Source organism: Paenibacillus caseinilyticus (assembly GCF_027533645.1).
GTDB classification, from domain to species: Bacteria; Bacillota; Bacilli; order Paenibacillales; family NBRC-103111; genus Paenibacillus_G; species Paenibacillus_G caseinilyticus.
Window position 1 is genome coordinate 143,987 of the sequence record NZ_JAQAGY010000002.1, and the last position, 21,752, is coordinate 165,738.

The 21,752-nt window shown below is 61.6% G+C and carries 13 protein-coding genes; 7 read left to right on the forward strand and 6 right to left on the reverse strand.

Annotated features, from left to right (window positions below):
• The first annotated feature begins 435 nt into the window (after window positions 1-435).
• From O9H32_RS03540 to O9H32_RS03560, 5 genes are all read left to right on the forward strand, one after another.
• Window positions 436-2,883: a glycoside hydrolase family 6 protein gene (locus tag O9H32_RS03540; RefSeq protein WP_455072774.1), complete on the forward strand. Its 2,448-nt coding sequence runs from the start codon at window positions 436-438 to the stop codon at window positions 2,881-2,883.
• Window positions 2,884-3,011: 128 nt separating this feature from the next.
• Entirely contained in the window at window positions 3,012-4,751 is a 1,740-nt protein-coding gene (locus O9H32_RS03545) for a cellulase family glycosylhydrolase (protein WP_269864437.1), read from the forward strand.
• A gap of 442 nt (window positions 4,752-5,193) precedes the next feature.
• Window positions 5,194-6,207, forward strand: a complete 1,014-nt coding sequence (locus O9H32_RS03550; protein WP_269864438.1) for a LacI family DNA-binding transcriptional regulator — start codon at window positions 5,194-5,196, stop codon at window positions 6,205-6,207.
• 177 nt (window positions 6,208-6,384) lie between these two features.
• On the forward strand, window positions 6,385-11,754 hold the full coding sequence (locus tag O9H32_RS03555; protein WP_269864439.1) for a diguanylate cyclase domain-containing protein: 5,370 nt from the start codon (window positions 6,385-6,387) through the stop codon (window positions 11,752-11,754).
• A gap of 130 nt (window positions 11,755-11,884) precedes the next feature.
• On the forward strand, window positions 11,885-13,477 hold the full coding sequence (locus O9H32_RS03560) for a glycoside hydrolase family 28 protein (RefSeq protein ID WP_269864440.1): 1,593 nt from the start codon (window positions 11,885-11,887) through the stop codon (window positions 13,475-13,477).
• A gap of 201 nt (window positions 13,478-13,678) precedes the next feature.
• On the opposite strand, the gene O9H32_RS03565 is transcribed toward O9H32_RS03560, so the two are convergent.
• On the reverse strand, window positions 13,679-14,524 hold the full coding sequence (locus O9H32_RS03565; protein WP_269864441.1) for a helix-turn-helix transcriptional regulator: 846 nt from the start codon (window positions 14,522-14,524) through the stop codon (window positions 13,679-13,681).
• 240 nt (window positions 14,525-14,764) lie between these two features.
• Here O9H32_RS03565 and O9H32_RS03570 point away from each other — a divergent pair, with 240 nt between their 5' ends.
• On the forward strand, window positions 14,765-15,202 hold the full coding sequence (locus O9H32_RS03570) for a hypothetical protein (protein ID WP_269864442.1): 438 nt from the start codon (window positions 14,765-14,767) through the stop codon (window positions 15,200-15,202).
• Between the two features lie 348 nt (window positions 15,203-15,550).
• On the opposite strand, the gene O9H32_RS03575 is transcribed toward O9H32_RS03570, so the two are convergent.
• The 4 genes from O9H32_RS03575 to O9H32_RS03590 form a co-directional block, all read right to left on the reverse strand.
• Complete coding sequence (locus O9H32_RS03575; RefSeq protein WP_269864443.1) at window positions 15,551-16,246, reverse strand: DUF1361 domain-containing protein; 696 nt, start codon at window positions 16,244-16,246, stop codon at window positions 15,551-15,553.
• Window positions 16,247-16,510: 264 nt separating this feature from the next.
• On the reverse strand, window positions 16,511-16,699 hold the full coding sequence (locus tag O9H32_RS03580) for a type II toxin-antitoxin system Phd/YefM family antitoxin (RefSeq protein ID WP_269864444.1): 189 nt from the start codon (window positions 16,697-16,699) through the stop codon (window positions 16,511-16,513).
• 171 nt (window positions 16,700-16,870) lie between these two features.
• Window positions 16,871-17,671, reverse strand: coding sequence for an alpha/beta hydrolase (locus O9H32_RS03585; protein ID WP_269864445.1), 801 nt, complete (start codon window positions 17,669-17,671; stop codon window positions 16,871-16,873).
• A 3-nt stretch (window positions 17,672-17,674) separates the two neighbouring features.
• Window positions 17,675-18,460 carry an alpha/beta hydrolase gene (locus O9H32_RS03590; RefSeq protein WP_269864446.1) on the reverse strand — a complete coding sequence of 262 codons (786 nt, stop codon included), beginning with the start codon at window positions 18,458-18,460 and terminating at the stop codon, window positions 17,675-17,677.
• A gap of 518 nt (window positions 18,461-18,978) precedes the next feature.
• On the opposite strand from O9H32_RS03590, the gene O9H32_RS03595 reads away from it, so the two are divergent.
• On the forward strand, window positions 18,979-20,859 hold the full coding sequence (locus O9H32_RS03595; protein WP_269864447.1) for a rhamnogalacturonan lyase: 1,881 nt from the start codon (window positions 18,979-18,981) through the stop codon (window positions 20,857-20,859).
• A gap of 129 nt (window positions 20,860-20,988) precedes the next feature.
• On the opposite strand, the gene O9H32_RS03600 is transcribed toward O9H32_RS03595, so the two are convergent.
• Window positions 20,989-21,564, reverse strand: coding sequence for a CBO0543 family protein (locus O9H32_RS03600; protein WP_269864448.1), 576 nt, complete (start codon window positions 21,562-21,564; stop codon window positions 20,989-20,991).
• Between the last annotated feature and the right edge of the window lie 188 nt (window positions 21,565-21,752).

Below are 21,752 nucleotides of genomic sequence, written 5' to 3' on the forward strand. Positions count from 1 at the left end.
GCCGTTGAGGCGGCGGATACATGACTCAGGTAAGGGGAAAACGAGGTCACCGGATGAGGGTTCCGGCGGACCTCGTTTTTTTGGTGTGTCTTCGTAAAGTCCCCCAAGCTCGGGGCCTATCCTAGGGGATCGGGAAGCAAGCTGCAGGGCAAGGCATTCGACCGGCCCGGGCAGAGATACCCGTCCCATGCTCACCAGAGTGCTAGTCAACAGGTTACACAAGTGTTAGTTTCTTCCAGAAGTTACAACTATACTAAAAGGGTATCAAGCATCCTTAGAGGCTGGGCAGCCAAGGGAGGCGGTATCGGGAGAATATCCGGAATACGGCTGGAATAGCCGAAAGGAACGGCCCAAGCGGCGCCATTCCCGCTCGCGAAGAGCGGACGCCATAACGGCTGTAGTCGACTCGAATCCATAGGGAATGCGAAAGGATGAGTGAATGATTTGAGGAAGAAAAAGGTATGGTCCACAATCTCCTCGGTTCTGGCGTCTGCCGTGCTGCTGAGCGGCCTCTTGCCGGCAGGAGCGAATACGTCTTATGCGGCGGCTGCGCATGTCGACAACCCTTTCGCGGGTGCGACATCGTATGTCAACCCCGACTACGCGGCGGAGATCGACACCTCGATCGCGAAGACGGGGGACGCGGCGCTGAAGGCGAAGATGGAGACGATCAAATCGTATCCGACGGCCGTATGGCTCGACCGGATCGCAGCGATCGGCGGCGGAGAGGCGAACGGCGGACGCCGTGGCCTCGAAGGGCATCTCGATGCGGTGCTGGCGCAGAAGCAGGGCAGCGCGCCGATCACGGCTACGTTCGTTATCTACGACCTGCCGGGACGCGACTGCCACGCGCTCGCTTCGAACGGCGAGCTGCCGCTGACCCAGGAGGGGCTGCAGCGGTACAAGACGGAGTATATCGACGCGATTGCAGCGATCTTCGCCAAGCCGAAGTATCAGGATATCCGGATCGTCACGGTCATCGAACCCGACGGCCTGCCGAATCTCGTGACGAACCTCAGCGATCCCAAATGCGCGGCGGCGAACTCCAGCGGCCTCTACATCGCCGGGTTCCAGTATGCGCTGAACAAGCTGCATGCGATCCCGAACGTATACAACTACCTCGATATCGGCCACTCGGGCTGGCTCGGCTGGGACGATAACCGCCGGGGAGCCGTGACGCTCTACACCAATGCGGTGAAAGGCACAACCGCCGGCCTCGCCAGCGTGGACGGTCTCATCACGAACACGGCGAACACTACGCCGCTCGAGGAACCTTACCTGACGAATCCGAACCTGACGCTGAACGGTCAGCCGATCCGCTCGTCGGAGTATTACGAGTGGAATCCGAACTTCGACGAATCGGACTTCACGGCGGCGCTCTACTCCGACTTCACCGCGGCCGGCTGGCCCGCGACGCTCGGCTTCTTGGTCGATACGGGCCGCAACGGCTGGGGCGGAGTGAACCGTCCGGGAGGAGCAAGCGGTTCGGACATCAACACGTACGTGAATTCCGGGCGAATCGACCGCCGGGCGCACCGAGGTCTCTGGTGCAACAACAGCGGTGCAGGCATCGGCCTGCCGCCGCAGTCAGCACCGGCCGCCTATGCGGCAGCTCACATTGACGCGCTGGTCTGGGTCAAACCGCCGGGCGAATCCGACGGGGCGAGCAAGTTCATCCCGAACGACGAAGGCAAGCTGGCGGATCCGAACTGCGATCCGACCTTTACGAACGCGGACGGCGTATTGACGGGCTCTCTGCCGGACTCCCCTCTGGCAGGCCACTGGTTCCATGACCAGTTCGTGATGCTGGTGAACAATGCCTTCCCGGCGATCCCGGCTTCGGGCGGCAACGGAGGCAATCCTACAGCACCGGCCGCACCGGCAGGCGTAACGGCGGCAGCAGGCAATGCCCAGGTCAAGCTGACGTGGAACGCTTCCGCCGGAGCAGCGAGCTACACGGTGAAGCGGGCTACGGTTAGCGGCGGGCCGTACACGACAGTGGCCTCCGGCCTCACGTCCACGAGCTACACGAACACAGGCCTGACGAACGGCACGGCTTACTACTACGTGGTCAGCGCAGTGAACAGCGCAGGGGAAAGCGCGAACTCGGCGCAGGTGAGCGCTGTTCCAAGCGCAGGCGTGACGGTACCGGCTGCGCCAACCGGCCTCACCGCGCAAGCAGGCGATGCCCAGGTCAAGCTGACGTGGAACGCCTCTGCGGGAGCAGTGAGCTACACGGTGAAGCGGGCGGCGGTCAGCGGCGGGCCGTACACGACGGTGGCTGCAGGTCTCACGTCCACGAGCTACACGAACACAGGTCTGACGAACGGTACGACCTACTACTACGTCGTCAGCGCAGTGAACAGCGCAGGGCAAAGCGCGAACTCCGCGCAGGCGGCAGCGACCCCGCAGGGGACCGTCACTCCGCCGGTCGGCAGCCTCACGCTCCAGTACCGCGCAGGGAACACGAATCCGGCCGATAATGCGATCTCGCCTCATTTTAATATCAAGAACAACGGCACTACGGCGGTCAACCTGAGCGACCTCAAAATCCGCTACTACTTCACGAAAGACGGCAGCGCGGGTCTTGACTCTTGGGTCGACTGGGCGCAGGTGGGCGGCGCGAACGTGAAGCGGACGTTCGGCAGCGCAACAGGCACAGGGACGGATACGTATGTAGAGCTGAGCTTCGCGGCGGCGGCGGGGACGATCCCGGCCGGCGGCCAGAGCGGCGATATCCAGCTGCGGATCTCGAAGAGCGACTGGTCGAATTTCAATGAAGCGGGCGATTACTCGTTCGACCCGTCGAAGACGGCGTATGCGGGTTGGGACAAAGTGACTTTGTATCAAGGCGGCACGCTGGTCTGGGGAATCGAGCCGTAGGCGGCCTGCTGTACCATAGCGTGTGAAGAGAGGGGATCCGGCCTGCGGGGCGGGTTCCCTTCTTTATGCCCGCCGGCTGCACATTAAGGATAGACTTGCATCGTAGCGATAAGGGAGGATGAACGGTTATGAAACGAATTCGCGCTTGGGGCGCCTCGCTGGGAACGGCGGCTGCGGTGCTTGGCCTCCTGCTGCCCTTCGGCTCCGGGGGGCAGGGATATGCGGCTCCGTCTGTACCTTACGGACAGCTTCGGGTACAGGGAGCAGAGCTATTGAGCGATACGGGCCAGCCTGTGCAGCTGAGGGGCATGAGCTCCCACGGTATGCATTGGTATGGAGATCTCGTCAACAAGATGAGCCTGCGGTGGCTGAAGGAAGACTGGGGCTCCAATCTGTTCCGGGTGGCGATGTATACGGCCGAGAAGGGGTACATCACCGATCCGTCCGTGAAGGAGAAGGTGAAGGAAGCGGTGCAGGAGGCGATCGACCTCGGTCTCTACGTGATCATCGACTGGCACATCCTTGTTGACGGCGATCCGAACACCTACAAGACGCAGGCCAAAGCCTTCTTCCAGGAGATGGCTTCCTTGTACGGGCAGTATCCGAATGTAATCTACGAGCTGTGCAATGAGCCTAACGGCGATGTGACTTGGGGAGGCCACATCAAACCGTACGCGCAGGAGCTGACCCAGGCGATCCGGGCGATCGACCCGGACAACATCATCATTGTCGGCACGCCGAACTGGAGCCAGGATGTGAACCAGGCGGCGGATAACCCGCTGCCTTACGGCAACATCATGTATGCCGCCCACTTCTACGCGGGCACGCACGGCCAGTGGCTGCGCGACCGGATCGACTACGCGCGGAGCAAGGGCGCTGCCGTATTCGTCACGGAGTGGGGGACCAGCGACGCGTCGGGCGACGGCGGCCCGTTCCTCAGCCAGAGCCAGCAGTGGATCGACTTCATGGCTGCCCGGCGCATCTCCTGGGCGAACTGGTCGCTCGCCGACAAGGAAGAGACGTCGGCTGCGCTGCTGCCGGGGGCGAATCCGGCAGGGGGCTGGCCCGCTTCGCAGCTCACCGCTTCCGGCCAGTTCGTCCGGGCGAAGCTCCGGGAGGGCCTCGTGAGCGTACCGGCCGCCCCGTCCGGCCTGAAGGCAGCGGCCGGCAGCGGGCAGGTGGCCTTGAGCTGGAACGCCGTAACCGGCGCTTCCGGTTACACAGTGAAGCGTGCGACGGTCAGCGGCGGGCCGTACTCGGCGGTAGGGACGGTAACGGGAACCGGGTATATCGATACGGGGCTCGCGAACGCAGCGACTTATTATTATGTCGTGAGCGCCTCGAACACGGCGGGCTCGGGGCCGGATTCGGCGCCGGTGAGCGCCCAGCCAGCGGCATCGCCGGGCGGAGGGGGCGGCGGCACGGGAACGCTATCCGTCCAGTACCGGGCCGCCGACACGAACGCATCGGATAACGGGATCAAGCCCCATTTCAATATCCGCAATACCGGCTCCGCGCCCGTCGACCTCAAAGGGCTTAAGCTCCGCTATTACTTCACGAAGGATGGGAGCGCGTCCCTGAACTTCAACGTGGACTGGGCGCAGATCGGCAGCAGTCAGGTTCAAGGGGCGTTCGGCAGCGCCTCGGCGGCCGGGGCGGACACGTACCTGGAAGTGAGCTTCACGGGCGGCAGCATCCCGGCCGGCGGCCAGACGGGGGATATCCAGATTCGTATCAACAAGGGCGACTGGTCGAGCTTCAATGAAGCGGGCGATTATTCATACGACCCGTCGAAGACTTCGTATGCGGACTGGAACCAAGTGACCCTATACCGCGACGGAACACGGGTCTGGGGTACGGAGCCTTAAGGGGAAGGACGGTACGTCGGCATCCAATCGGGACGGTCCGCAGCGCACTTGAAATACTAGAATTGATATCTCACCAGAGCTCGATCTTGTCATCTTGTATTTCATATAAACGCATCGTCATTAAAGGACGGCGAAGCCGTTTATCTCGGCGGGCTCTCCGCCGCCTTCCTCTTCCGATTCGTGTCACGGCTTGAGCCAGACACCGGTCTCTCAGGCCGGTGTTTTTTGGGCATTGGCGAAGGTGTAACCCGCCAGGCCCGTTCACCGTCCGGAATTTCTCCAGCCGGTGGCATCATCCTCCCATACGGATTAGCGGGCGGAGCACCTCCGGATAGGGCGGGGACAGCCTGTCAGGGCAGTGCGTTTTTGCGGCTCCGCGCTAAGGATTTCCTCTATTTATCGCCTAAAATATGGTATGCTATAAGGGTAAGGAGGGATGGAGATGAAAGCGACCATCTATGATGTGGCTAGAGAAGCAGGCGTCTCCATTGCGACGGTCTCCAATGCCATCCGGGGGAAAGGGAAGATCAGTCCCCAGAAGCGCGAAGAGATCCTGGAGATTGCGAGGCAGCTGCAGTACCAGCCCAGCATGATCGCATCCGCATTGACAGGCAAGAAAACATATACGCTTGGACTGCTCGTCCCCGATATATCGAATCCGTTCTTCGGCGAGATTGCAAGGGCCGTGGAAGAGCGGGGGCGCCAGCTTGGGTACAGCGTGATTATTTGCTCAACGGACAATAAGGACGAGCGGCTCGAACGGTATTTGAGCCTCCTGCAGCAGAAGAGTGTCGACGGCATTATCATCGGAACGGGGATCACGGATGCTTCGCTCCTCGAAGGGCTCTCGAAGCGAATGGTCCCGACCGTTCTCGTGGCAAGAGACCTGCCCTCCGCCGATGTGCACAAGGTGATCATCGACGATTACGGGGGCGGCGCGATGGCCGCCCGCCACCTGCTGGAGCTCGGGCACCGGCGGCTCGCGGTGATCTCCGAGAAGCATAACCGGGAGCGGGTCCGGGGCTTCTGCGAGACGGTGCGGGAGTCCGGGCAGGCCCTCTCCGACTGCTTCATCCGGATCTGCGGGGACGACAACCAGATTGAGGACGGCAGGAGAGCCGCCGACGAGCTGATGGGCCTGCCGGAGAGGCCCACGGCGCTGTTCTGCTGCAACGATCTCTCCGCGACCGGCGCGCTTCGCTCCGTCAAGACGAGAGGGCTCGCCGTGCCGGGGGATATCTCGATTGTCAGCTTCGACAATACGATCCTATCGGAAGTATGCGATCCGCCCCTGACGGCGATCGCCCAGCCGATGGAAGATATGGGGAGGCTGGTCGTCGATGCCCTGCTGCAGGAGCTTGGGGCGGGTGCCGAGAGGCAGCGGATTGTTCTCCATCCGGAACTGATCGTCCGCGGGTCGACGTCCGTGTGCTGCGAGGCGCAGAGACATGTATAAACTTGGCAGGGGGAGCCAACCTATAGGAACGATGAGCCGGGGGCTTCGCCGTTTCGTGCCGGGCAACGGGCGTGTAACGCTGTCTGCTGACCCGGTGGCGATACGGCGAAGCGGAGCGGATACGCGGCTGGGCAGTTGCCGGCAGCCAGCCTTAGCGGAGGAGGGAGGAGGACGGGTATGCTGATGATTGCCGGATTTGCCGCCACAGAGAAGCTGCATCAGGGCCCGTTCACTGCCGTGTACCGTGCGAGGGAAGCCGGGGGGACGGCGGAAGCGCTGATCAAATTAGCGGGCGGAGAGCGGACGGCCGAGGCGGAAGAGAGGCTGAGGCACGAATATGAGATCGTCAAAAGGCTGGAGCCTTCCGGGCTGCGGAGGACTTACGGGCTGCACCGGACCCGGGAAGGGCTCGCGCTACTGCTGAGCCCTCTGGAAGGCGCGCCCTTGTCCGAGCGGCTGAAGGGACGACCGCTCGATGTGGGCACCTTCTTCCCCCTCGCGATAGCGGCGGCGGAAGCGCTCGGCAAGCTTCATGGGGAAGGCATCCTGCATATGGACCTGCGTCCCGAGCACATTCTTATCGGGCCGGAGTCCGGGCAGGCGGAGCTCATCGGCTTCGCACTGTCCCTGCCTTATGAAGAAGAGCCGGAGCTCGCGCTTCAGCTCGAGCCGTCGGAAGCCTCCTTCCCCTATATGCCCCCGGAGCGGACCGGACGGATGAACCGTGGCGTGGACCCCCGCACCGATCTGTACTCGCTCGGGGTCGTCTATTACGAGATGCTGGCGGGGCAGCTGCCGTTCGAGGCGGCGGATCCGATCGAATGGGCGCACTGCCATACGGCGAAGCGGCCCAAACCGCTCGGCAGCCTGGCCGCAGGCATTCCCCCGAAGCTGGCGGATCTCGTCATGAAGCTCATGGCGAAGACGGCATCGGACCGCTATCAGAGTGCCTCCGGCCTGATCCGGGATCTGGAAGCGTTCTTCGGGGAGTGGAGGCGTACCGGCGAGATCCGGCAGGCGGTCCCTTCCGGCCAAGAGGAGGTGCCGGAGCTCCTGCCCACCCGTCTTATCGGAAGGGACGGCGCCCTGCGGACCCTCCTCGAGGCCCACCGGGAGGCCTCCGAAGGAACGCCCGGGCTGGTAATCGTCACGGGAGACGAGGGAACGGGCAAAACCGCATTGGTTCAGGCCATGCGGCGGCGGCTGTCCGAGGAAGAGGCGGGAGGCGTGTTCCTGTCGGGAACCTGCGAGAAGGGCCGGGGATACACCCCTTATGCCGGCCTGATCGAAGCTTTCGGCCAGTGGATCCGGGAGCTCCTGACCAAGGAAGAGGACGTATGGTCCCGGTGGAGGACGATTCTCTCCGGCGCCCTGGGTTCGAACGGAAGCGTGGTCACCCGGATGATACCCGAGGTGGAATGGCTGCTCGGCCCGCAGCCGGCACTCGAGCAGGTGCCGGTCTCCGAGACGGTGAACCGGTTTCACGGGGTCTTCCGCGACTTTCTCTCGGCTATCGCGGTGGAAGAACGTCCGCTGACCCTGTTCCTCGACGATCTGCACGCGGCGGATCCGGGGTCGATGCATCTGATCCGGCGGATGCTGACGGATTATGAGATTCCTTATCTCCTGATCATTGGCGCATCCCGCCCTGCCGAAGAGGGAGAAATTCCGGCGCTGCAGAGCATCCTCGAGCGCCCTGGCGCACCGCGGGTGAATCTGCGCACCGCCGGGCTCCATCCGCTGCGGGAGGACGAACTGCTGGAGCTTGTCGCTGAGTCTCTTGGCATTCCCGAAGCGGTCTGTGTATCTTTGTCCCGGCTGCTCTTCCGCAAAACGAGAGGCAACCCGTTCTTCGCCCTCCAGCTCCTGCAGCTGCTGCGCCGGGACCGGCTGCTCCGGTACGACGGGGAGAAGGGAGAGTGGACATGGGACGAAGAGCGGATCGAACGCTTCGAGCTGCCCGCCAGTGCGGCCGGGCTTCTCATCCGCAGCATCCGGGGGCTTCCCGCCCGCGCCCAGGAGCTGCTGCAGCTGGCCGCAGCCGTGGGCCGCAGCATCCCGCTGGGGATACTCGCCGAAGCATACGGCGGGTCAGCGGATAGCTTGAAGGCTCCGCTGAGGGTACTGATCGCCGAAGGGCTCCTATACAAGAGCGAGGGCGGGGTGACCTTCACCCACGAGCGGGTGCGGGAAGCGGCCTATGCCTTGATGGATCCGGAACGCCTGGCAGCCGCGCATGCGGCAATCGGGGAGGTGCTGCTGGGGAGCATGGAAGAAGCCGAGCGGGAAGAGCGGGTGTTCGAGATTCTGGGGCACTATCATGCGGCCGCCGGCGGGCCGGGCTCAGTAGAGAAGATACCGCACCGCGATGAGCTGATCCGGCTGCACCTGATCGCCGGCCGGAGAGCGAAGAACTCGACGGCCTACGAGTCGGCTGAGCGCTACCTGAAGGCGGGCCGCACTCTGCTTGGCGCGGACGGGTGGGAGATCCGGTACGGCATGATGGTGGCGGTAAGCATGGAGCTGGCGGAGTGCCACTATCTGACTGGCCGCCACGAAGAAGCGGAGGTGCTGATGAAAGACCTGCTGGGGCGGGTACGCACCGACCGGGAGAAGGTCGAGGTCTACTCGGTCCAGGTCCGCATGTACACGAATCTCAGCCGCTTCGCGGACGCTATCGAGGCCACCCGGAAGGGACTGCGGATGTTCGGCATCGAGTTTCCGGACGGCGATGTGCGGGAAGAGATCGGCCGGGAGATGCGGCGGGCCCGCGAGCTCACCGGGGACAGGCCGGTGGAGGAGCTGGCGGATCATCCGCCGATGGAGGATCCGCGGCAGCTCCTCATCATGTCGTTGTACACCCGCATGGTTACGCCGTTGTATTTTGTCCGGCCGGACTTGTACGCCCTGGTGGCCCTGCGCATCGTGAACACTTCGATCCTCTATGGGAACGTTGCGAATTCGGCCAGCGGCTATTGTGCCTACGGGGTGATCCTTGCCGGACAGAGCCGGGAGTACGAGAGGGCTTATGCCTTCGGCAGGCTGTCGGTCGAGGTGGCCCGCAAATACAAGAGCAAGCGGCTTCAGAGCAGCGTCCAGTACATGCTCGGCGGCTTTCTCTCCCACTGGTGCGCTCCGGGTCACGAGAGCCTCGGCCTGCTGGAGGAATCCTGGCAGCTCGCGCAGGAATGCGGCAATTCGCTCTTCGCGACTTATTCGGCATCGACCCTTATGGCTACCAAATACCATATGGGCCGGCCTCTTGCTGAGGTGTACCATGCGGCAGCCTCCCACATCGACTTCGTGCTGCGGACCAAGGACCAGCTTGTGAACTCCTTCACGCTCTATCTGCAGTTCGTCCGCTGCCTGCGGGGCCAGACCGAGGGGGTGACAAGCTTCTCGGATGCGGAGCTGGACGAGGAAGCTTGGACGGCGCAGCTGAAGTCGGCTACGGAGCGGATCTCCCTGCTGCGTTACTACGGCGTCAAGGCGTTCACGCTGTATCTCTACGGGGCGTATGAGGCGGCACTGGAGCAGGCTGAGGCTTCCGCGGCCATGAGAAGCCAGGGACTGGGACTCGCCACCTGGAGCGAAGCGGAGGATACGTTCACCCATGCGCTGATTCTCACGGCCCTCTACCCGGGCCGGACGAAGGACCGGCAGGAGGAGAGCTGGAGGGAGCTTCAGTCCCTGGCGGAGCGGCTCGACCTGTGGGCGTCCCATGCGCCGGAGAACTTCCGGCACAAGGCGCTGTTGGTCCGCGCCGGGATGTTCCGGCTGCAGGGAGCATCCGAAGCGGCGATGGCCGCTTACGAGCAAGCGCTAGATGCAGCCAAGGGGAGCGGGCATCTTAAGGATGCGGCGGTTGCGGCCGAGTGTGCCGCAGGGTTCTATGAGAGCAGGGGCCTTGGCGTAGCCGCGAAGGCCTACCTGCAGGAAGCCTGGGAAGCTTACCGGGCCTGGGGCGCCCTGGCCAAGGCGAGTTCGCTGGAGCAGCGGTATCCCGAGTGGCTGCGGGACACCTGGACCGAAGTCCGCGGGATGCTTCCGCAAGCGGTGACGGGAGGAAGCCCCGGCCGTGCCCCCGTCCTGTTCCACGATGTCTTCGATCTGAGCACCGTCATGAAGGCGACGCAGCTCATCTCGCAGGAAGTCCAGCTCGACCAGCTGCTGCAGCGGCTGATGGCTGGGGTGATCGAGAATGCCGGAGCAGAGAAAGGTTTCCTCGTGCTCCAGGAGGAAGAAGGCTGGATCGTCGCGGCGGAAGGCGCGCTTGCGGGCAGCGAGATTGTGGTGACCCAGCCGATGGAGCCAATGGAGGGAAAGCTGCGTCCGCGCACCATTCTTGCCTATGCGGTCCGCACCAAGGAAAGCGTAGTGCTGGACGATGCGGGACAGACCGGCATGTTCACGCAGGACGCTTATGTGCTGCGGGAGAAGCCGAAGTCGGTTCTCTGCATGCCGGTATTGAAACAAGGCCATCTGGTGGCTCTGCTCTACTTGGAGAATAATCTGGTTACCCATGCGTTCTCGACCGACCGGCTGGAGATGCTTGGGATGCTGGTCTCGCAGCTCGCGGCCTCAATCGAGAACGCTTCCCTGTATGCTTATCTCGAGCACAAGGTCAATCTACGGACCCGGGAGTTGGAACGGGCGAATCTGGAGCTGAGGGCCTCCGAGGAACGCTACCGCACCATCTTCGAGAACACGGGGACGGCGATGATCATAATCGGTGAGGGGGACCGGGTGGCGCTCACGAATTCGGAGTGCCTGCGGTTGTTCGAAGAAGCGGATCTGACGGGCCGCAAATGGTACGAATTCATCCACAAGGATGATGTGGCCCGGATCGCGGGCTACCGCAGCAGGCGGCTGGACAACCAGCCGGATGCGCCTTCCTCCTATGAGGTGAGGGGGGTCTCTGGGACTGGGAGAGTCTTCGATATGCTGATGACGGTGGCCACGATCGCCGGAACCCGCAATGTGGTCTGCTCCATAATGGATATCACCGAGCGCAAGCGGGCGGAAGAGACGATCCGCAATATGGCATACTACGATATGCTGACTGGGCTGCCGAACCGCAAGCTGTTCGAAGAGCGGCTGTCCGAAGCGGTCTCGTCGGCGCCGGCCGGCGGGCAGCAGGCCGCCGTGCTGTTCCTCGATCTCGACGGATTCAAGCAGGTTAACGACACCTACGGGCATAAGATGGGGGATTTGCTTCTGATCGAAAGCGCCCAAAGACTTCAAGGAGTGTGCGCAGACAGCGGATTGGTCTCCCGGCTCGGCGGCGATGAATTCATCGTGCTGCTGACGGGCATTACAGGAGAAGCGGAGGCCCGGCGGGCCGCTGGCCGGATCTTCAGCGCCTTCCAGGACCCGGCCCAGATCGACGGTGCGGAGCTGGCGATCCGCACCAGCATTGGCATAGCCCTGTATCCGGAAGACGGCTCCGATGCCGAGTCGCTCGTCAAACGTGCGGACGAGGCGATGTACCGGGCCAAGAAGCGGGGCAAAAACCGGTATGAATTCTACTCCCAGCGAGGGGAATAAGCACAAGGGGAATCAATTTTGGGCAAAACGGACAAGGGCGGTGGGAGAAACCGAGTGATTCCATGACCTATAATGAGGGGACAGATCCGAAGTAACCCATCCACTATCAGAAAAGTAGGTGCATTCCCCCATGTCATCCATGGAACCGCTTGTATCCAGGCCCGCCTGGCAGATGCCCGAAGTTCAGCTTCCGTCCATTCCGGACCGGGCGTTCCTTGTCACCGACTTCGGCGCGGCCGGAGACGGCGTTACCGATAATACCGACGCCTTCCGCCGGGCGATCGATGCCTGCTCCCGGGCGGGCGGCGGCCGGGTCATTATCCCTGCCGGCGTCTGGCTTACCGGCCCGCTGACCCTGGCCAGCCGGCTGGAGCTCCGCGCGGAAGCCGGCGCGCTCGTGCTTTTCTCCCGCCGCTTCGAGGATTATCCGCTGATCGCTTCGCAGTACGAAGGCCGGCCTTCGATCCGCTGCCAATCCCCGCTGGACGGCGAAGGACTGGAGCATGTGGCTGTGACGGGCCAAGGGGTCTTCGACGGGGGAGGCGATGCCTGGCGTCCGGTCAAGGACTGGAAGATGACCGAGAGGCAGTGGGCGAAGCTCATCGCTTCCGGCGGCGCGCTGGATGCCGCGGGCGGCATGTGGTGGCCGTCCGAGGAGGCTATGAACGGAGCTGCAACGGTAGCACGGCTGCAGCGCGAAGGCCGAACGGATCCGAAGGACTACGAGGCCGCCAGGGCGTACCTGCGCCCGAACCTGCTCAGCTTCCGCCGCTGCCGGTACGTGCTGCTCGAAGGAGCCACATTCCAGAACTCCGCAGCCTGGAACCTGCACCCATGGGCGTGCGAGCATGTCACGATCCGGGAAGCGGTGATCCGCAACCCTTGGTATGGGCAGAACGGAGACGGCCTCGACCTCGATTCATGCCGAGGCGCACTCGTCGAGAACTGTTCGTTCGACGTAGGCGACGATGCGATCTGCATCAAGAGCGGCAAGGATGAAGCAGGCCGGAAGCTCGGCATCCCGTGCGAGGATATCCTGATCCGGGGCTGCCGGGTGTATCACGGCCACGGGGGCTTCGTCATCGGCAGCGAGATGTCCGGCGGTGTCCGGCGCGTGCGCGTGGAGGACTGCACCTTCATGGGCACGGACATCGGGCTCCGCTTCAAGAGCGCGCGGGGCCGGGGCGGTCTCGTGGAAGACATCGAGATCGAACGCATCCGCATGAACAACATCGTTGGCGAAGCCATCTCCTTCCACCTCTTCTATGAAGGCAAAGAAGGCTCGGGCGAGGCCGGCGAGAACCGCGTGCCGGTATCGGTCGAGACCCCGGTCTTCCGCGGGATTACCATCCGCGACGTCCAGTGTGCCGGCGCCCAGACGGCGCTGCTCATCAACGGGCTGCCGGAGAAGCCGCTCGAAGGACTGCGCATCGAGAACTTCACCGCTTCAGCGGAGCGGGGGGCCGTGTGCACGAATGTGCTGGACCTGACCCTGCGGGAGATCTCGCTGCAGGTGAGCCGCGGACCTCTGGTCACCCTGCGCCATGCGCAGCAGGTGGAGCTGGAGGGCCTCGGCGGCAGCGCGCCTGAGCATAGCGGCATGCTGCACGTGTCTGGCCGCGGCTCGCGGGATATCGCGTGCCGGCAGACGCGGCTGCCGGATGCGCTCCGCGGGGTAACGGTCGCGGAAGAAGTAGAGGCGAAGGCGACGGTTGTCGGCTAAGTCCTCGCGAATGCAAAGCAAAGACCCCTGGTTCGCAGTGTGAGCTGCAGACCGGGGTCTTTGCTTTGCGCCGGCGGTCCCGCCCAAGGGGCTGGCGTCTTGAAGCTTGCTTGGAGCGGGACCCGCCCAAGAGGCTGGCGCTTCGAAGCTCTGCCTGGAGTATTCCTGCCTTAGAAGCCAGTCCTTCGATTGCCGCCGCGCCTACCTGTGCTGGTCGCGGTACTGCAGCGGGGAGAGGCCGGAGATGCGCTTGAATGTTTTGTTAAAGTGGGAGATATGTTCGAAGCCTACCTGCTCGGAGATCCATTGGACCTTGTCCCGGGTGCTGCGGAGCAGCTTCTGGGCTTCGCGGATGCGTACCACGCGGATGTATTCGCTGAAGTGAAACCCGGTGAGCTTCAGGAAGACGCGGCTCAGGTAGGCCGGTGAGATGAAGAACTGCTTCGCCACGCCGCCCAGCGTCAGCTCGTCCCGGTAATGCTCGTGAATATAGGAAGCGATCTCCGTGACCTTCTGGTGCATCGGGTGCATGCTTGCAGCCGGTTCCTGCTCCAGCTCCAGTGTACCCCGGCGGTGAAGGCGCACGAGGAGCTCGCCCAGCAGATGACGCACACAGGTCTCGTAGAGCGGCGGCTGGTCCCTGCATTCGGCATGTAGCTGGAGGAGCAGGTGCTCCACCTCGGGCTGTTCTTTCATCGGGATGCTGAGCAGCGTCGACGTCCGGAAGGGCGGGAGTTCCATGAGCTTGGGCCCTTCCTCTCCGAGGAAGCCGGGTGAGTAATGAACGAGCATCCGCTCGAATTCGGCCACAGCCGAGGAGGCGGTGGAGTGCAGGTCGTTCGGTACGACGACGACGAGATCGCCTTTGCGGGCGGTATAGACTTTGCCGTTAATGAAGTAGACGCGCTCGCCGTGGAACAAATAATAGAGCTCGTAGAATTCATGGGAGTGAGGGCGGGGCATGGAGGTTTCGCCGGTTCGCTGCAGCTGCTGGATGGCAAACGCGGTGTGCCCGATCGTATATTTGATGCCGCTGCGTTCGGTCATGTTGGGTTTCTCCTGCGATAGATGAGTCTGTCCCCCCGATTGTAGCATAAGGTGCGGCAGGCCGGAAGCCGAAAGACAGCCGGATGCTGCCGCTCCAGGATCGCCACAGCGAAAGAGGCGGGGGCGTGCTGCATATACGGCTGCCGATCTGCGGCATCATTTGCCAAGAGGGGAATAGGGAAGTTTGTCGAAAGGTTGAGGGGGAGGCGCTGAGCCGAACAGCCGTGGGGAGGAAAGGAATTGAAGGGCACAGATATATATGCGGAATTGAAAGGAACAGACCTGCATATCAGACACATCCGCTTCGGATCCTTCATTAAGTGGAATGTTTATGCGTCAGCCGCGTTTGGTGCGTTACTTGGGATCCCCTTTTCCCTACTGAGCATGATCACTGATAAATTCGTCACCACTTTTAACGGGATGGAAGTGACAGGGATTCAAGAGATACTGTTCGTACTCTTGCTCATTCCGGTTACTTTTATCCTTATGGGGGTGCTGGCATCGGTAGGATTGTACCTGCCGCTTGTCCTGCTGTTAAAGTTGACCAAGGGAATCCGGTTACGCGGCGATTATGAAATAAGGGACGGCATCGCAGCTGAGAACCTGCCTCCTGAAGAAAAAGCAGACAATGAGACGGAGCATCTTGCAGCTCCCGCGCCTCCAAAGGAAACGGAATAAGAATGAAGGAATAAGGAGCCTGCCGTCCGGCAAGCTCCTTATTTTGCCGTGCGCTCCCGGGACTTCGGGCGCCCCTGTCTGAAGATATGTGTAGGCTCTGCGGCCCAGGTGCTTCAGGTCGTTCCCGGTGCCCTTCAGGCTCCCTTCGCCGAATAGCCGGATCCGGTCGCATGAATGGGTCGAACTGTTGTTCTCGAAGGGAACGTCGGATTTGTCCCCGGGGAACGTGCCGACACTTCATACAGATCCGCCCGGAGATGCCGGCCTTGAGACAGCCGCAGCCGGGGTTGGAGAGCCGGCGACTTCGAGGGCAGAGCGGCCGGCAGGCGCGGAACCATGGCCGTTAGGTCATTGTGCGTCGGGATCTAATATACGTACAGCAGCCGCATAGAAAATCCCGTAACTGAGAAGGAGGACAAAGAAAAACAACTCCACGAAGCTTACCGCATGAGTCCACCTGCCTGGGTCCCGGTACAGGGCGGTAAGCTCGGTCACGATCATCTGCGGACGGGCCGCAATATCCCATGAATTCCAGCGCAGGAAGCGTCCGATATACACGCCGAAGCTCGAGAGGCCCATAGCGGCCGCAGCGAACAACCAACCGGGCAGCGTGCCGAGCCGGCTTGAAGTCCGCCGATGCAGCAGGAGCAGGGAGCAGGCGGAGAGGGCGAGTCCCAGGCAAGCCACGCCGAAGATCGGCAGGAGGCTGTACCAGTAGTCGTTCCGGGTCCAGAAGAGGGGCTGCATCTCGAAGAACCGGAAGGCATGCAGCAGCTCCGTAACCAGGTAAGCCGAATTAGGGAAGAAAGCAAGCCAGAGCGTACCGGCGGCGGCCCTTAGCAGATGGCGGACCCAGCCCGTCTGAAGTCTGCAAAGCGACAGGAACAGAAGGGCGAGCCCGACGGGAATCCAGGCCAGCGTGACATCCCACCGGAGAAAGTGATACGCCTCGCCCAATCGGGCGCTGAGGAGGAGGCAGGCTGCCGTCGCGAGCAAGAGGAGAAGAAGTAGAGGAATCCAAGGCAATAGACGTTTCAGATTCATGAACTTCCTCCCGCTGATTAGGTTCAGCTGATCTCAGCTTGCCGCTTTTTCCAGAAGTATACCAACACAGGCGGGAACGATCAACCTGCAGTGCTCGGGAGGGGAGTATGTTATCACAACCCGTATGGCGGTGAAGGACTAGGACGGGGAAAAGGGAGTCTGCCGCCTGGCAAACTCCCTTTTCGAGATGGTTGGTTTCATCTATTCCTTTTCGAACTAGGCGCGAATCACGGCATCCTAAAAAGGCGGATTATTGAATGCATATTAGTCCAAGTTGTTCTCCTGTAAACCTCGCTCAATTCTCTTTTTCATGTTGTTGTATTCTGCTTCCGAGATCAAAACAACATTTTCGCCTTTCTTGCGAGTAATAATAATCGTTTCGCAATCTGCGATTACTTCGTCACATATCTTTTTCAGGTTTTCTCTTGCCCTAGAATAGTTGACTGCACGCATCGCGTCACACCTCCCCTTTCTCTTTCCTCTTTATTGTACAATTTATTGTACAAAAATACAATCAAAAAAACCGCCTAACTAAAGGCGGCTTCCATTATAAGTGCTATAAAAAGCGTATCCGCGAATCTAAAATGTCATTGTTCCAGCCTATAGCGTCCGCGTTCCATATACCTACATCCCCGAGATATAGCGTCCGGGCTCCTGCGCCAATCCGAGATAGGCGAAGAAACGCAGCAGCTCCGCCTCCCAGAACTCCCAGGTGTGGCCCATCCCCTCCGCTTCATGATACCGGTAAGCGTAAGGATTGCCTTCGAGACCTTCGAAGAATCCGCGCACGATCAGATTCAGATCGAGCCAAGGGTCGAGGCTGCCACAGGCATGGTAGACGCGGGGCAGGGGACCGCCGTTCGCCAAGGCTCTGCGGCCCAGGTGCTGCAGGTCGTTCCCGGTGCCCTTCAGGCTCCCTTCGCCGAACAGCTGGATCCGCTCCCGTGAGCGGGGCGAGCCGTCGTTCTCGAAGGGAACGTCGGATTTGTCCCCCGCGGAGAAGGCGCCGATCGCTCCATACAGATCCGGCCGGGAGAGGCCGGCCTTGAGGCAGCCGTAGCCGCCGTTGGAGTAGCCGGCGATATAGTTGTCTTCACGGGCGGCCGACAGGCGCGGGAACAAGTGGCGCAGCAGGGGCGGCAGCTCCTCCGTCAGGCAGGCATGGAAGCGGCCTCCGTGCTCCATGTCCGTGAAGCAGGATTGCAGGCCGCCGGGAACGATCAGCGCGATGCCGTACTCGTTCGCGTATCGCTCGGCGGCACTCATCCGCAGCCATGCCGTGTGGTCGCCGGAGCCGCCATGCAGCAGCCAGAGCACTCTGAGCTTCCCGTCTCCCTCATATGGCTGTTTATCCTGGGGGAGGATGACGCTGACTGTGATGTCCATCGACAGCATGTCCGAGTGAATGTTCGTTTCGATCCGCATGGGCTATTCCTCCTCTTTGGCCGTGCTTCGCGCTGCGAGCGGCAGCCGCTGAAGCAGCCGTTCGATGCACCGGTCCCAGTGCTTCCACTCGTGGCCGCCGGGACCCTCCTCATAGGTCAGCGGCAGACCGAGCCGGACGGCGTGCTCCCGGAAGCGCACATTGTCTTCGTACAGAAAGTCCTCCGTGCCGCACCATTGATAGAGGTCGGGAACGGCTGCTCCCGTACCGGCGAGCCGCTCGGCCCCCGCGAAGAGATCGTTCACACTGCCTTCCAGGGCATCCCGGCTCCCAAAAATATCGGCGGCCTGCCCGGGGTCGAGCCGGTCATAGGTACGGACCGCATCGAGTGCGCCGGAGAATGAGGCAGCGGCCCCGTAAGTATCCGGTGCCAGGAGTCCCGCTTTCATGGCACCGTAGCCGCCCATGGACAGGCCGGCGATGAACCGCTGCTCGCGGACAGGAGCCAATGGGAAGTTCCGCTCACAGATCGCCGGCAGCTCCCGCGTAATGAATCCGAAGTAATCTCGGCCGTTCGCCATATCCGTGTACCAGCTGAGATGAGCGGCGGGCATGATGACCGCCAGGGGCAGGCCTTCCGCGTAGCGTTCGATGCTCGTGCGCCGCATCCAAGCGCTCTGGTTATCGGTCCGGCCGTGCAGCAGATAGAGGGCGGCATAAGGGCCGGGTGAAGCGGTTCCGCGCCGGCCGCCATGCTGGGGCAGCAGCACCTCCATGGGAACCGGCATGCGGAGCGTTTCGGAATAATAGTCGATATGCAGCCAAGCCATGCGGCAGCCTCCTTGGGATTCCACTATTTTGTACCCCTTCTACTTTCTTGATAGGGGACGAAGAACCCTTTTAAGCCCGGCAGAACTTTATTTAAACGCTTATATTGTCTGTTTTTTGAACAGGGACCACTGATTTTTGGTATTTATTTTCTTGAAATAATTAACTAGGATGGTAAAGCGGGGAAGAAAAGAAAGCGCTCTCTTCCCCAGTTCGAAGAAGGAAGGAGGAGAAGCCGTACATTCAGTAAGCGTTAATTCTATCGGTCCGCAGGGACAAATCCCGCAGGCGGCCCGGAATGAAGAACGGAGGATCAAGATCAGGCGCAAAGGATGGAGTACGTACATGGAACCGGGCAGGAGTGAGGGACCAGTCACCGGATGCCGGTTAAATAGTGGCTTCGGAACAGGGCTTCGGAAGGGGAGCGGAGGCCGCTTCGGATTCCAACACCCGGTGCTGCGGAAGTCACACGGTCCCCACTGCATTCACCATTCCATGCAATGAACAGGAGGAATCGGCAATGGGTAGAAAAAGGTTCATGCCGCTGCATGCGGCGGCTTCGCTTGTAGTAACGGCCGTTCTGGCTGCATCCCCGGTCCTTCCACAACCCGGGGCCCAGGCTGCCGCAGCCCGGCAGGCGGAGAAGCTGAACCGCGGGGTCGTGGCCGTCAAGACGGCTGGCGGCGTGTTCGTGTCATGGCGGCTCCTCGGAACGGAGGACAGTTCGGTTGCCTTTAACCTGTACCGTGGCGGATCGAAGGTGAATTCGACGCCGATTACGGGCAGCACGAATTACGAAGATGCCGCGGGGACGACGTCCTCCAGCTATACGGTGAAGGCTGTCGTGAACGGGACGGAGCAGGCGGCCTCGCCTGCCGCAAGCGTATGGGGCTCCGGTTATCTCGATGTCGGCATCCAGAAGCCGGCAGGCGGAACGACGCCGGACGGCGTCTCTTATACGTACAGCGCTAACGATGCCAGCGTAGGGGACCTGGACGGGGACGGCGACTACGAGATTGTCGTGAAGTGGGATCCGTCGAACTCCAAGGATAACTCGCAGAGCGGATACACCGGCAATGTGTATCTGGAAGCGTACGAGCTGAACGGCACCCGGCTGTGGCGCATTGATCTCGGCAAGAATATCCGCGCGGGCGCACACTATACCCAGTTCCTCGTGTATGATTTTGACGGGGACGGCAAAGCCGAGGTGGTCTGCAAAACAGCGGACGGTACCAAGGATGGGACAGGGGTCACGATCGGAAGCAGCTCGGCGGATTATCGCAACTCGAGCGGATACATTCTAAGCGGCCCTGAATTCCTCACCGTCTTCTCCGGCACCAATGGAAAAGCGCTGTCAACAATCGATTATGTGCCGCCCAGAGGAACCGTATCAAGCTGGGGCGACAGCTACGGCAACCGGGTCGACCGCTTCTTGGCCGGCGTGGCTTATCTCGACGGCGTCAGGCCCAGCATTATTATGGCCCGCGGCTATTATACCCGCACGGTGGTCGCCGCTTACGACTGGCGGAGCGGCAGCTTGACCCGGAAGTGGACGTTCGACAGCAGCTCCTCGACCAACGGCTCCTCCACGGCCGGGCAGGGCAATCACAATCTGAGCATCGCGGACGTCGACGCGGACGGCAAAGATGAAATCGCTTACGGGTCGCTCGGCATCGATGACAATGGTGCGAAGCTGTATGCCACGGGCCTGGGGCACGGTGATGCGATGCACCTGGGGGACCTGAACCCGGACCGTGCCGGGCTGGAGGTATTCCAGGTGCATGAGAGCACCAGTGCCGCGTACGGGGCGGAGATTCATGACGCGAAGACCGGAGCGATTCTGTGGGGCCAAAAGACCGGCGCCGATACAGGCCGGGGCCTGTCTGCCGATATCGATCCCCGCTACAAGGGCGAGGAAGTGTGGGCCTCGGGAGTAGGTCTTCATACGGTGACAGGTACGCAGATCAGCTCCTCGAATCCGGGCTCGATCAACTTTGCGGTCTGGTGGGACGGCGACCTCTCCCGTGAGCTGCTCGACCATACCGGGGGAACCGGCAAGATCGACAAGTGGGACTATAACGCAGGTTCCCTGACCCGGCTGCTTACGGCCACAGGCACGAGCTCGAACAATTCCACCAAGGGCAACCCCTCTCTGCAGGCCGATCTGATCGGCGACTGGAGGGAAGAGGTGATCTGGCGGACGGCCGACAGCTCTGCCCTGCGGATCTACACGACGAGCGTCCCTACCGCTACGAAGCTGCATACGCTGATGCATGATCCGGTCTACCGCCTTGGCGTAGCCTGGCAGAATGTAGGATACAACCAGCCGCCGCATACCGGCTACTACCTCGGCACCGGCATGAGCACGCCGGCGAAGCCGAATATTTATACCACTCCTTAGTCCTAAGCCCCTCAGGATCATAGGAGGCACGGCAGCAGCACCCCTCCCGGAAGGTCCGCCTTCGCCCGGGAGGGGTGTTCGCGTGCGCCGTCCCGGGCAGATGCGGAAGAGACGGCTCCGCTTCGCGGCTCAGTCTTGGCGGTAGGCTGTTTTTTGGGCGAAATGAAACAGATCCGTGATCCACTTGCCGAGCAGTCCGCCCGCAATATAGAGGAGGAAGAGCTGCCAGTAAGGGCTTTCGTCCAGCAGGAAGAGTCCCAGCCAGCTCAGCAGCGGTTTGAACAGGAAAGAGAAGGCGAAAGCAACCCCGAACAGGCAGAGATAGTAGTTTTTGCGGGAGTTCAGCGTCCATTGATAGAAGAGCATATAGACCACCGGGATCAGTGAGACGTCGAGCCCTACGCTGAATGTAGCGGTGGGCAGGAGCCGGTATGGATAAACCCACATGCGGTGGGACGTAGCATACAGATCGACCTGGACTGCGATGAGATGGATGGTAAGTCCGTAGAAGCCGAGCCGGTAAGCCTTACTGCGGTCCAGCAGGAAGACCAAGGCCGCTAAGGGCACAGCGAATGTCAGAAGGTAGACCCAGAACTGCCAGGTACCGGGATGCGAATATTGATGCCAATACGCAGACCAGTCGAAGGCCAGGGAAGATGTCCGGTCCGAGAGTCCGGCAAGGGTGGTTTGTTGTTCGTCTGTCATGTGGGCAAGCCTCCTCTGTTCTTAGATTTACCAAAGGGCAGGACATCTTATCCACAAGCGGATCTTAAGTCTGTTCGCCCGCATTGGAAGCCGGCCCCGCCTGAAACTGCCATACCTCAAGCTACCATACCTCAAGCAAGAATACGGCCAAAAGCCGCCGACCTGGCGGTCAGCGGCTCCAAAGGCAC